This is a genomic window from Chthonobacter rhizosphaerae, from assembly GCF_013839525.1.
GTDB classification, from domain to species: domain Bacteria; phylum Pseudomonadota; class Alphaproteobacteria; order Rhizobiales; family Pleomorphomonadaceae; genus Chthonobacter; species Chthonobacter rhizosphaerae.
Map to the genome: position 1 here is coordinate 620,887 of NZ_JACDIS010000001.1, position 12,579 is coordinate 633,465.

Consider the following 12,579-nt stretch of genomic DNA (forward strand, 5'->3'; position numbering starts at 1 on the left):
CGGGTGTTCTTGATGCCGATCGAAAAGCAATCCTCGTGCCGCACTGGCATGGCGCTTGCTGGCCCTTCCGCCAAACGAAGCCGACCAGGGAGGAAGACCATGCGCCTGAGCAGTCGCGAGATCATGGCCCGCGCCATCGAGCTCGGCCGCCGCGAGATGCGGGAGAGGGGCGTCAGCCCGTTCGCCGCCGTCATCGTGCGCGACGGCGAGATCATCGGCGAGGGCTGCAACGACACCGCCGTCACGTTCGATCCGACCGCCCACGGCGAGGTCGTGGCCATCCGCGACGCCACCCGCCGGCTCGGCTCGGCGGACCTGTCGGGCGCCACCCTCTACACCACGTGCGAGCCCTGCTCCATGTGCGTCGCCGCCATGTGGTGGGCCCGGATCGACAAGCTGGTCTACGCCTATTCGCTTCAGGACTGCCTCGCCCTCGGCATCGACTGCGCGCCCCTCGTGGCCGAGGTGTCGAAGCCCGTCGAGGCTCGCGCGCTCCCGTCCGAACAGCTGATGGCCGAGGAGGCGCACGGGGTCTTCACCGAGTGGATGGCCTCGGGCCCGGCGATGCCGCGCTGACCGACAGCGCCCGACCCGACACGCCCACCCATACGCCCGGCCCCATTCGCCCGGACCCATCTGCCCGGACAGGCACGCCGCACCCACGCACTCGGACGCTGACGCCCATGACCATCTTCATCCGGAACGCCACCCTTCTCACCCTGGAGGGCGAAGGCGGCACCGAGCCCTTCGTCGGCAGCCTCCTCGTCCGCGACGGCCGGATCGCGGCGATCGGGCCGGACCTCGTCCCGCCCGAGGGCGCCCGCGTCATCGACGGACGCGACCGGCTGGTGATGCCCGGTCTCGTCAACAGCCACCTCCATTCCGGCGAGACCTTCTTCAAGGGCCGCTACGAGCACATGCCGCTCGAGATCTGGATGCTCTACGCCTATCCGATCCTGATGGGGCCGCGGATCCCGGAGCGCCTCCTCTACCTGCGCACCCTCCTCGGCGCGATGGAGTCCCTGAAGAACGGCGTCACCACCATGGTGGACGACTGGTTCGATCCGCCGACCCAGGAGCTCGACCGGCTCGCCACGGTCTTCACCGCCTACGAGCACGCCGGCATCCGGGCGACTGTCTCCAACTGCGTCATGGACAAGAACGTCCTCGACACCCTGCCCTTCGCGCGCGAGCTGGTGCCGCCCGGCCTCCAAGCGGAGGTGGAGGACTCCTCCGTCACCGTCGACGGCTACATGGACTACTGCAAGGCCGTGTTCGACAGCCTGCACGGGCGGGCCGGGCGGGTGAACTTCATGGTCTCCGCCTCCGCGCCCCAGCGGGTGACCGTGGAGTTCATGCAGGCCTGCAGCGAGCTCGCGGTCGCCCGCGGCGTGCCGCTCCACACCCACATCCTGGAGACCAAGACCCAGGCGGTCACCGGCCAGGAGTTCTACGGCAAGACGCTGATCCGCCACATGCACAACATCGGCGTCCTCCATCCGGGCGTCACCATCGCGCATTCCATCTGGGTGACGGACGACGACATCGCCCTCATGGGGGCGGCGGACGTCTCGGTCGCCCACAACTGCATCTCCAACCAGAAGCTCGGCGCCGGCGTCGCGCCGGTCCGCCGACTCCTCGACGCGGGCGTCAACGTGGGCCTCGGCACCGACGGCCTCTGCTCCAACGACACCGCCCGCATCTTCGACGTCATGCGCGCCGCCGGCCTCATCCACGGCATCGCGACGCCGGATCATGGCCGGCTGGTCTCCTCCCGCGAGATCCTGAAGGCCGCCACCATCGGGGGCGCCCGCACGGCGCTCCGCCATCGGGAGACCGGCTCGCTGACGGTCGGCAAGGCGGCGGACCTCCTGGTGCTCAGGATGACCGGCTTCAACTGGACGCCGCTCAACGACGTCTGCCACCACCTCGTCTACTGCGAGAACGGTTCGTCCATTGAGACCGTCCTAGTGGCCGGCGAGGTGGTGGTGGAGAACGGCCGCCTCCTCACCGTGGACGAGGACGCGATCCTCGCCGAGGTGCGCGAGACCGTGCCGGCCTGGCTGGAGCAGCACCGGCTCGTGGAGGACCGCAACCGGGTGTTCGAGCCCTTTTTCGCCGAAATGCACCGCCGCGCCACGATCCAGGACATCGGCATCAACCGCTATCAGGGCGACCTCCCCCTCTGGACCGGCCAGAACCGCCCGACGGCGTGACGATCGCCGGACGGGCGGCGGCGGGGCACCAAGCGTTTCCCCGGGGCGCCGGCGAAGCCGATGCCGGCAACACCCGTGCCGCCGAGGCCGGTCGCGACCCCGAGCGGGACGGATGCCCTCCCGTTCGGGCCTTGCTCAAGGGCTCCCGCCCTCCACCGGCGCATAGAGCCACGGCTCCACCGTGCCGGGCCGGCCGGGCAGCGACAGGGTCGCGGTGCGCGGCGGCGTCTCGGCGATCACCTTGCCCCGGCGCACCACCGCCAGCCGGTTGGGCTTCAGCCGCACCGCCTCGATCGGGTCGCGGGCGTCGAGGAGCACGAAGTCCGCGTGGCAGCCGGGCTCCAGGCCGTAGCCCTGAAGGCCGAACACCTTGGCGGGCGCCGTCGTCACCGCGTCGAAGCAGGCCGCCACCGCGGCCCGGCTCGTCATGTGGCCGGTGTGGACCGCCATGTGGGCCACCTCCAGCATGTCGGCCCCGCCGAACGAGTACCAGGGGTCCATGCAGCTGTCCTGGCCGAGCGCGACGGTGACGCCGAGCGCCATCAGCTCCGGCACCCGCATCATGCCGCGCCGCTTCGGATAGGTGTCGTGCCGGCCCTGGAGCACGATGTTGGCGAGCGGATTCGGGATGCAGTGGATGTCCGCCTCGGCGATCAGCGGCAGCAGCTTGGAGGCGTAGTAGTTGTCCATGGAGTGCATGGACGTCAGGTGCGAGCCCGCCACCCGGCCCTGGAGCCCGAGCCGCCGGGTCTCGCAGGCGAGCGTCTCGATGTGGCGCGACATCGGGTCGTCCGTCTCGTCGCAGTGGAGGTCGACCAGGAGGCCCCGCTCGGCGGCGAGCTCGCAGAGCGCCGTCACCGACCGGCGGCCGTCCTCCATGGTGCGCTCGAAGTGCGGGATGCCGCCGACCACCTCCACGCCCATGTCGAGCGCCCGCGCGAGGTTGGCCGCCACCGTCGGCGAGCGGTAGTAGCCGTCCTGCGGGAAGGCGACCAGCTGCAGGTCCAGGTAGTCCTTCACGGCGTCCTTCACGTGAAGGAGCGCCTCCACGCCGACGAGCCGGTCGTCGCACACGTCCACGTGGCTGCGCACCGCCAGCAGCCCCTGGGCCACCGCCAGGTCGCAATAGCGCAGCGCGCGCTCCACCACCGCCTCCACGGTGAGGAGCGGCTTCAGCTCGCCCCAGAGCCGGATCCCCTCCAGGAGCGTGCCGGACCGGTTGAGCCGCGGGATGCCGAGCGACAGGGTCGCATCCATGTGGAAGTGGATGTCCACGAAGGGCGGCGACAGCAGCCGCCCGCCACCGTCGACGACGCGGCCGGCGTCGGCCGGAAGCCCCGGCTCCACCGCCGTGATGCGGCCGGCGGTGACGCCGACGTCGAGGCCGCGGCGGCCGTCGGGCAGGGAGACGTTGCGGACGAGAAGATCGAAGGACATGGGCGCTGCTTTGGGTCCGGATCGGGGGATGGAACGGAGGAAGGTCGGGGTGCCTCTCGAAGCGCCCGGGCGCGCGTGGGCGGGCCGGGCGCGCGAGGGCGGGCGACGGTCAGTCCGCCGGCTCCGCGAAGGCCGTGTCGAGGGCGCCCGAGAGCGTCGCCACATATTCGTCGTAGAAGAGCCGGCCCTTTTCGGCGCTGGCCCCGATGGCGGTGGCGAGCACGCCGTCCGCCGGCACCAGCCGCTCGTCGTAGGGCCACATGTCCCAGAGCGGCAGCTTCGCCGGCGGGTGCGGCCGAAGCCGGTCCATCGTCACCAGGCTCGGGTGGAGGTGCAGCATGACGGACGTCTCCATGATGCCCGCGTGCTCCAGCGACCAGTCCGGGAAGGTGTCCCCGAAGGCGGCCCGGATCGTGTCCTCGCCGAGGAATTCCCAGTAGCCGACGGTCATGATCCGCGGCGCCTTCAGGCCCAGCATGCGGGCCTCCCGGAGCGCCAGGTCGCAGGCCTCGTTGACGAACCAGGTGTTCTCCATGTGGCCGACCACGAAGGCCAGCTTGGAGACGCCGTGGCGGGCGAATTCCCGCACCATGTCCTTCACCTGGTTGATCAGGGTGGCGGCGTCCACGCTCGTGGTCCCGCAGAAATGCTGGCCGCCGCCGCACCGCGGCAGCGACTTGTAGCCGTAGGTGATGCTGGGCGCGAGCAGGCGTCCGCCCCGGCTCGCGCAGGCCCCGCACACCGCCTCCGGAATCAGGCAGTCGGTGGCGAGCGGCAGGTGCGGCCCGTGCTGCTCGATCGCCCCCACCGGCACCAGCACCACCGGGTCCTCCTCCGCCAGCCGGTCCCGGTAGTCGGTCCAGCTCAGGTCGGCCATGCGAAACGGTCTCGTCATCGAGGATCTCCGGAACAGGGAAAGAAGGAAGGATCAGCGGGCGCCGGCGGTCGCGCCGCCGTCCACCGCCACCACGGCGCCGGTCATGAAGGCGGCCGCGTCGGAGAGGAGGAAGCAGACCGCGTGGGCGATCTCGTGCGGCCGGCCCAGCCGCCCCATCAGGGTGCTCGCCGCCTCGCCGGCGAGCGCGGCCGCGGGGTCGGCCGAAGCGGCCGCGAAGGCGTCCAGCATGGGCGTCGCCACCGGCCCCGGGCACACGCAGTTCGCCCGCACGCCCTCGCCCGCGTGGTCGACGGCGAGAAGCCTCGTGAAGTGCACCACGCCGGCCTTGGACGTCGCGTAGGCGCTCGTCGCCGGCACGCCCTTGAGGGCGAGTTCGGACGCGATGGTCACGACCGCGCCGCCGCCCGCCGCCGCCAGGTGCGGCAGGGCCAGCGCGCACGTCCGCATGGTGCCGATCAGGTTGACGTCCATGACGGCGCGGAGGTCGTCGCCCGTCGTCTCGGTGATTCGCCCGCTCCGCAGGATGCCGGCGGCGGTGACGAGCCCGTCGAGCCCGCCGAGGGCCGCCACGGCCGCCGCCACCGCGTCCCGGCACGACGCCTCGTCGGCCACATCCGCCACGATCGCCGACGCATGGCCGCCGCCCGCCCGGATCTCGTCAGCGGTCTGCGCCGGATCGGCCCGGTCCAGGAGGGCGACCGCCGCGCCGAGGCGCGCCGCCCCCACGGCCACCGCCCGCCCGATGCCGGACGCGGCGCCCGTCACGAGCACGCGCCGCCCCGCCATCCGGATGGCCGATCCGAGTGCTGCCCCCTCCGTCATGCCGTCCCGCCTCCTTCTCGTCCCGGCCCCGCGCCCCGGCCCCGCGTCACTTCGGAAGCGAAGAGCCACCGCGCGGGCCGAACGGTCACATCCGAATGTCCATGCAAGAAGCGGGCTAGCGCTGGCCCGGGGAGCGCGCCGGCCCGCCCTCCCGCGCCCGCCGCGACTCCCCGGCCGCCTGTTGCGACGCACCATCCGGATCCGCCGCTTTCGACACGCAAAATTCCGCTCGCCTCGGGATCTTTGTCAGGCGCCGGCCGTTTTGTCCGTATGGTTCAGCGGTGACTTCGCCATGCCGACGCACCTGATCCGCAAGCTTGCTCGCTACGGTCCCCTGTCCGACCACGAACGGCGCATCCTGCAGCGTGCGACTGACCGGATCCGGACCGTGGAGGCGGACGGCGACATCGTCGCCGACGGCGAGACGCCGGGCCACTGCCGGCTGCTCGCGGAAGGCTTCGCCGCCCGCACCAAGATGCTGCAGGACGGTCGCCGTCAGTTGACCGCCATCCACGTGAAGGGCGACTTCCTCGACCTCAACGGCTTTCTCCTGAGCCCGCTCGACCACGGCGTCCTGGCGCTCACCCGCTGCGCGGTCGCCGAGATCCCCCATCGCCTTCTCACCGAGATCACCGAGGAGGAGCCCAATCTCACCCGCCTCCTGTGGCGGTCCACCCTCATCGACGCCGCCACCCAGCGGGCCTGGATGGTCAGCCTCGGCCGGCGCTCGTCCGTCGGGCACTGCGCCCATCTCCTGTGCGAACTCTGCGTGCGGCTGGAGGCGGTCGGCGAGGTCTCGCCGGACCGGAGCTTCCGCTTCCCGATCACCCAGACCGAGCTCGGCGACGCCCTCGGCATCTCGTCCGTCCACGCCAACCGGGTGCTGCAGGAACTGCGTGGCGACGGCCTGATCGTCTGGTCGGGCGGGACGGTCCGCATCGAGGATTGGGACCGGCTGGCGGCGCTCGCGTCGTTCGATCCCGCATACCTCGGTCTATGACGCAACCATTTGCGGTATATTGTCGGATGTTTCCGTCCCTGCACGGACCGGAAACCGTGTAAACCAGTCGCTCACCGGCGGCTCGATGCGGCGAGGCGGGCAGTGACCTTATCCCAGCGGCTGTTCACCTTCGCCCTTCTGGCGCTCCTGCCCGTGTTCGCGGTCGTCTGGCTCCTGGAACAGGAACTGCGCCAGGCCCGCCACCAGGAGGTGCGCGATCTCGTCGCCAGGCAGACCCAGCAGGCCAATTCCGAGATGGTGCGCCTCACCGAGGGCATCCGCACGCTCCTCACCGCCGTCGCGGCCTCGCCCTCCGTCGTGGCGTTCGAGCGGGAGCCCTGCTCGGCCTATGTGGCCTCGCTCACCCGCAGCCTGCCGCACCTGCGCTCCATCCTGGTGCTCGACCTCGACGGCGACGTGCGCTGCGTCGACAATGCCCGCCGGCCGGCCGCCAACTACCGCGACCGGCTCTATTTCACCCAGGCGCTCGCCGACGACGCCTTCGTGACCGGCGTCTACACGGTGGGCCGCACCAGCGGGACCGCCGGCCTGCCCATGGCGCAGCCGCTCCGCGGCCCGGACGGGCGGGCGATCGGCGTGGTGGCGGCCGTCCTCAACCTCGGCCACATCCAGGGAATCGTGGACGCCTGGGCCGTGCCGCCGAACGGCTCGCTCACGATCGCGGATCGCAACGGCGTGATCCTCGCCCGCAACCCGCTGCCGGAGCGGTTTGTCGGCACCGCCATTCCGGAAACCTTCGTCACCCGGTGGGTCAGGGCCGCGGAGCCCGGCGTCGACGAGGTGACGAGCCAGGACGGCACGCGGCGGGTCATCGCCTACAACCCGGCGACCCGCGAGCCGCGGGGCATCTACGTGTCCTCCGGCATGGCGCGCGCGGAAGCCTACGCGGTCGTGGACCGGAACTGGGTGTGGAATCTCGCGGTCCTCGCCGCCGGCGTGGTCGGCGCGCTCGCCACCTCCGTCCTCGCCGCCCGCGTCCTCATCCGCCGGCCGGTGGACGATCTGGTCGCCCTCGCGAAGGCGTGGGCGAAGGGCGAGCCGAGTTCCGTCCCCCGGCCGATCGCCACCCCCGAGTTCGAGACCATCGCGCTCGCCCTCGACGCCATGGGCCAAGGCATCGAGGAGCGTACCTCCGAGGCGGCGCGCCACCAGGAACTGCTGGTCTCCGAGCTCAACCACAGGGTCAAGAACACGCTCGCCCTCGTCCAGGCGATCGGCACCCAGACCGCCGCCTCCGTGCAGGACCCGGCGGAGTTCAACGTCCGCTTCGGCGAGCGCCTGCGCTCGCTCGCCCGCACCCACGACGTGCTCACCCGGCGCAACTGGTCGGGCGTGTCCCTGCGCGAGCTGATCGAGGCGGAGATCGCCGTCACCCCGGCGGCCGACCGGGTCACGATCGAGGGACCGGACATCAAGCTGCCGCCGCAGCTCGCGGTGTCGATCAGCCTCATCGTCCACGAACTCGCCACCAACGCCGTCAAGCACGGCTGCCTCGGCCGCACGGGCGGCGAGCTGGCGGTGCGCTGGTCCAGGCGCGACGATCCGGGCGCCGGAACCCTCGACCTTTCCTGGAGCGAACGGTGCCCGACGCCCGTCCCGCCACCCACCCGGACCGGCTTCGGGTCCAAGCTCATCCAGCGGACGGCGAACTCCATCGGCTCGGCGAAGAGCACCTTCGCGGACACCGGCCTCGCCTTCCACCTGGAGGTGCCGCTGGACGGCTGGCTGAAGCAGGCCGCGTGAAAAACGCCTTCCGGCCGGAACGGGAGCGCGCCGGCCGCGGTTCGGCCGACGACGCCCGGAGGGTTCATGTTCGTCTTCTTCTCCAATCGCCTCGGCTGCCTCGGCTCGATCCTGGTCTCGGCCGTCCTCACCATTCTGGTCCTGGCCGTCCTCGGCGTGCTCTGACGCGGCGCCGGGGCGCGGCCGTCCGGCCCGCCGCCCGCGGGCGGGACACCGCCGCCGGCCCACTTACGAAGGCCGGCGGCGGCGCGTCTCGTCAGGCCGGAACACGGTCCCGGCGGGGCGGCAGGCCCGCGTCCCGCTCGCCGAGGTCGACGCCCGACAGCGGCAGGGTGCGGATGCGCTTGCCCGTCGCCTGGAAGATCGCGTTGACCAGCGACGGCGCCGCCGAGACCGTGCCGGTCTCGCCGATGCCGCCCGGCGCGGCGTCGCTCTCGATGATGTGCACCTCGATCGGCGGCACCTCGTTGATCCGCATCTGCGGGTAGGTGTCGAAGTTGGACTGCTCCACCTGGCCGTTCGCGAACGTGATGCCGTTGTAGAGCGCCGCCGACAGGCCGAACACCAGGCCGCCCTCGATCTGGGCCTTCACGGTGTCCGGGTTCACCACCATGCCGCAGTCGACCGCCGCCACCGCCCGGTGCAGCTTGACGGCGCCGTCCTCGCCGACGCTCGCCTCCAGCACCACCGCCACGAAGCTGCCGAACGCGCCGTGAAGCGAGACGCCCCGGCCGTGGCGCGGCGGCAGGTCGCCGCCCCAGCCGGACCGCTCAGCGGCCAGGCGCAGCACGGCCGCCGCCCGCGGCTTCTCCTTCAGGAGCGACATGCGGAAGTCGACCGGGTCCTCGCCCGCCGCCTCGGCGAGTTCGTCCATGAAGCTTTCCACCACGAACACGTTGTGGGTCGGCCCGACGCCGCGCCACCAGGTCACCGGAACCGGCGGGTCGGCCCGGATCCAGTCCACCAGCAGGGTCGGGAAGCCGTAGGGCGTGTCGGCGGCGCCCTCGATGGCGTCGCTGTCGATCGTCCCTTCCGGCAGGCCGCCCGGCAGGTAGGCGCCAAGCACCGAGCCGCCGGTGATCCGGTCCATGAAGGCGACCGGCCGGTTGTTCTGGTCGAGGCCCGCGGAGATGCGGTCGTAGTAGGCCGGGCGGTAGAGGTCCTGGGTGATGTCCTCCTCCCGGGTCCAGATGATCTTCACCGGATAGCGGACCTGCTTGCCGATCAGCGCCGCCTGCTCGATGGAATCGGCCACCAGGCGCCGGCCGAAGCCGCCGCCGATCACCTGGTTGTGCAGCCGCACCTTGTCCAGCGGCAGGCCCAGCCGGTCCGCCGCCACCTTCTGGGCCGCCGTCGGCACCTGGGTGCCGACCCAGATGTCGCAGCCGTCCTCGGTCACGTGGATGGTGGTGTTGATGGGCTCCAGGGCCGCGTGGGCCAGGAAGGGCAGTTCGTAGGTCGCCTCCACCCGCCTGGCGGCTCCCGCCATGGCGGCGGCCGCGTCGCCCTCCTGCCGGCCGAGGATGGGCGTGCCGGACTGCGACGCCGTCGCCAGCGCCTGCCGGAGGGCGGCGGTGTCGAGGCCGGCGTTCTCGCCCGGGTCCCACTCGATGTCGAGCGCCTGAAGGCCCTGGTTGGCGGCCCAGAAGTGGTCGCCCACCACCGCCACCGCGTTCTCGATCCGGATGACGTCGACGACGCCCGGGATCGCCCGGGCGGCCGTGTCGTCCACCCGCTTCAGCTTGCCGCCGACCGTCGGCGACGCCTTCACGGTGGCGACCTTCATGCCCTCCACCTTGATGTCGATGCCGAAGGTGGCGGTGCCGTTCACCTTGCCGGCCGACTCCACCCGCCGGGCGGGGGTGCCGATCAGCCTCCAGTCCGCCTTCGGCTTCAGCGGCACGTCCTGGGGCACCGGCATTTTGGCGGCGTCGTCCACCAGCTCGCCGTAGGAGAAGCCCTCGCCCGTGGCCGGGTCGATCACCCGGCCGCGCTCGGCCCGGAGGCTGCCGGCCGGCGCCTTCATGCGCTCCGCCGCCGCCGCGATCAGCATCATGCGGGCGGCCGCGCCGGCCTGGCGCAGCGGCTCGAAGGCGCCGCGGATGGAGGTGGAGCCGCCGGTCGTCTGCGACTGCAGGATCGGCTGCTTGTAGAGCTCCTCGTTCGGCGGCGCGGCCAGCACCGTCACCTGGTCGAGGCCGACCTCCAGCTCCTCGGCGATCAGCATGGCCTCGGCCGTGTAGATGCCCTGGCCCATCTCGACGTTCGGCACGATGAGGTGGATGGCGTTGTCCCGGCCGATGCGGATGAAGCCGCCCGGCGCGAAGCCCTCGAAGGCGTCGCCGGTGTCGATGGTGCCGTCGCCGATGGCCCTGAGGCTCGGCTCCTCGCCGGCCGCGTGGGCCTTCCGGCGGCCGACCGCCAGGAAGGCCAGCATCATGCCGCCGCCCATGAGCGCCTGGCGGCGCGAGATGGCGGCGGTCCGGGCGGCGTCCACGAGCCCGAATGCGGGGGTCTTGGTCATGGCGCGCTCCCTCAGGCTTCTGCGGCGGTCTTGATGGCCGCGCGGATGCGCGGATAGGTGCCGCAGCGGCAGATGTTGCCCGCCATGGCGTCGTCGATGTCGGCGTCGGTCGGCTTCGGCGTCGCCTTCAGGAGGGCGGTCGCCGACATGATCTGGCCGGACTGGCAGTAGCCGCACTGGACCACCTCCAGGGTCAGCCAGGCGTCCTGGACCTTGCGGCCCTCCGGCGTCCCGCCGACCGCCTCGATGGTGGTGATCGCCCCGGCGCCGACGGCGCTCACCGGCGTGACGCAGGATCGGATCGCCTCCCCGTCCAGGTGGACGGTGCAGGCGCCGCACTGGGCGATGCCGCAGCCGAACTTCGTTCCGGTGAGCCCGACCACGTCGCGCAGCACCCAGAGAAGCGGCATGTCCTCGGGCACGTCCACCTGACGCGCCTCGCCGTTGATCGTGAGGTCGAATTTCATCCTGTCGGTCCTTGAAGGTCGGCTGGCACGCGAAGCCCGGACGGGCCCCGCACGCTGGCACTGTGAGAGGCGCGAGCCGGCGCTACGGGCGCGTGGTGAGGGTGCAGTCCCCGTCCGGGGCCGCGGCGGCGGTGGAGCCGTCGGCGGAGAGCCAGGCGGAGGAGCTGTCGGTGCCGGTCAGCGTGTCGCCGGCGGCGGCGGGCCCGGCGTCCCCGGCGGCCGCCACGGACCCGGCCGTGTCGGCGGACGCGTTCGCGCCGTCGGCTCCATCCGTGCTTCCGGTCGGGTTGTGGGGCGACGGCGCGGCGGCCGCCTCGTCGGCGCCGGGCGCCGGCTTGACGGCGCACCGGTCGGTGCCGGCGGCGGGCGCCGGCGTCTCGGCACGGACCGCCGGGGCGGACAGGAGGGCAATCGCGGCGGCGGCCGCGAGCGTCAGATGGCGGGTCATCACTCCTCCGGGGGACGTGGCGCATCGGGGCGCCGGATCGGGCGGGGCTCGGGCGGGCGCACGTCGCCCGGCCCCGGCCGGGTAACCCCGCGGCGGCCGACGGGTTCCATGAGGACGTCGCCAGGACCGGTGGAGTGGACCGCCCCGCTGCCGGCGCAAGAAGCGCGGGGGCCGGCGCAAGAGGCGCCGCTGGCGGCGACAAGAGCGCGGGAGCGATCGAAAGGAGCGCCCCTCCGCCGGTCCCCGCGACCGCCCGTCAGCGGCTCCGTTCGGGTGGCCGGGCCGGGCTGGCGAGCGGCAGGTCCACGCGCTTCGACAATCGGCGCGGGCGGCGCCGGGTCGCCAGGTGGCGGACGACCAGCAGCGGCGCCGCCACGATCAGGACCGGAACGAGGGCGAGCACGATCAGGGACCCGATCGTCAGACGGGCCGTCACCAGAAGCGCGGTCATCGGGATGACGAACACCTTCGTCACGACGGAACGGTCCTCCTGACCCTCGGCCACCCTGCGGCGAGCGCCGCCCGACCGCGGACCCGGCACGATCGCGGCGATCGCCACCCGATCCCGCCCGGAGCGGTCCTCCGGCGGCCGGCGGTCCCGTCGGAAGCGGCGGGGCGGCGGTGGTCGCCCGCAGTGTGTGTCAGGAATCATTAATATAGACAAGCGCATTGATCGACCGCCGGACGCCCGCTTTTCCGGACCGGGCGCGTTGACTTCCCGGCTTTGTTGCGTGTAAAACCCCACTCCCGTGGGAAAGGGCCGGAATCGCGCCTTTTCTTCGCAGCCCGAGGCTCAAGGACTTCCCCTTCCGGGAAGCGGCGCCAGCCGGTTCGTCCGGTCGGCAGGGACTTCAGGCCGGTCGCCCGGGCCGCACGGCCCGACGATCCCGGCGTCAAGGTCCGCCATTCCTTTCCAAAGCCCGCGCGACCGGCCCGTCCGGTCTTCACGCGCGGCGCCACAGGGCGCGTCGATCTCCCGCGGCAAACGGCCAAAGCCAGGCGA

At 72.2% G+C, this 12,579-nt stretch carries 11 protein-coding genes; 4 read left to right on the forward strand and 7 right to left on the reverse strand.

The annotated features are described in order from the left end of the window. Positions 1 to 99 precede the first annotated feature (99 nt). Together HND91_RS02810 and HND91_RS02815 are read left to right on the forward strand one after the other, a co-directional pair. A complete protein-coding gene (locus HND91_RS02810) occupies positions 100 to 576 on the forward strand; it encodes a nucleoside deaminase (protein ID WP_246329247.1) in 477 nt (158 codons plus the stop codon). Positions 577 to 683: 107 nt separating this feature from the next. Next, the gene (locus HND91_RS02815) at positions 684 to 2,216 is read left to right on the forward strand and encodes an amidohydrolase family protein (protein WP_181704986.1); all 1,533 of its coding nucleotides are present in this window, start codon (positions 684 to 686) and stop codon (positions 2,214 to 2,216) included. 135 nt (positions 2,217 to 2,351) lie between these two features. Here the strand turns inward: HND91_RS02815 and HND91_RS02820 are convergent, their stop codons facing one another. From HND91_RS02820 to HND91_RS02830, 3 genes are all read right to left on the reverse strand, one after another. Next, positions 2,352 to 3,653: an amidohydrolase family protein gene (locus HND91_RS02820; RefSeq protein WP_181704987.1), complete on the reverse strand. Its 1,302-nt coding sequence runs from the start codon at positions 3,651 to 3,653 to the stop codon at positions 2,352 to 2,354. A 109-nt stretch (positions 3,654 to 3,762) separates the two neighbouring features. Continuing rightward, entirely contained in the window at positions 3,763 to 4,548 is a 786-nt protein-coding gene (locus HND91_RS02825) for a creatininase (RefSeq protein WP_210272537.1), read from the reverse strand. 33 nt (positions 4,549 to 4,581) lie between these two features. Then, the gene (locus tag HND91_RS02830) at positions 4,582 to 5,373 is read right to left on the reverse strand and encodes an SDR family NAD(P)-dependent oxidoreductase (RefSeq protein WP_181704988.1); all 792 of its coding nucleotides are present in this window, start codon (positions 5,371 to 5,373) and stop codon (positions 4,582 to 4,584) included. Positions 5,374 to 5,665: 292 nt separating this feature from the next. On the opposite strand from HND91_RS02830, the gene HND91_RS02835 reads away from it, so the two are divergent. Together HND91_RS02835 and HND91_RS02840 are read left to right on the forward strand one after the other, a co-directional pair. Then, complete coding sequence (locus HND91_RS02835; protein WP_181704989.1) at positions 5,666 to 6,373, forward strand: Crp/Fnr family transcriptional regulator; 708 nt, start codon at positions 5,666 to 5,668, stop codon at positions 6,371 to 6,373. 102 nt (positions 6,374 to 6,475) lie between these two features. Then, positions 6,476 to 8,137, forward strand: a complete 1,662-nt coding sequence (locus HND91_RS02840) for an HWE histidine kinase domain-containing protein (RefSeq protein WP_181704990.1) — start codon at positions 6,476 to 6,478, stop codon at positions 8,135 to 8,137. A gap of 256 nt (positions 8,138 to 8,393) precedes the next feature. On the opposite strand, the gene HND91_RS02845 is transcribed toward HND91_RS02840, so the two are convergent. The 4 genes from HND91_RS02845 to HND91_RS02860 form a co-directional block, all read right to left on the reverse strand. Further along, on the reverse strand, positions 8,394 to 10,661 hold the full coding sequence (locus HND91_RS02845; RefSeq protein WP_181704991.1) for a xanthine dehydrogenase family protein molybdopterin-binding subunit: 2,268 nt from the start codon (positions 10,659 to 10,661) through the stop codon (positions 8,394 to 8,396). 11 nt (positions 10,662 to 10,672) lie between these two features. Beyond that, positions 10,673 to 11,128: a (2Fe-2S)-binding protein gene (locus HND91_RS02850; protein ID WP_181704992.1), complete on the reverse strand. Its 456-nt coding sequence runs from the start codon at positions 11,126 to 11,128 to the stop codon at positions 10,673 to 10,675. Between the two features lie 82 nt (positions 11,129 to 11,210). Next, entirely contained in the window at positions 11,211 to 11,576 is a 366-nt protein-coding gene (locus tag HND91_RS02855) for a hypothetical protein (RefSeq protein ID WP_181704993.1), read from the reverse strand. Between the two features lie 256 nt (positions 11,577 to 11,832). Next, on the reverse strand, positions 11,833 to 12,051 hold the full coding sequence (locus tag HND91_RS02860) for a hypothetical protein (RefSeq protein WP_181704994.1): 219 nt from the start codon (positions 12,049 to 12,051) through the stop codon (positions 11,833 to 11,835). Between the last annotated feature and the right edge of the window lie 528 nt (positions 12,052 to 12,579).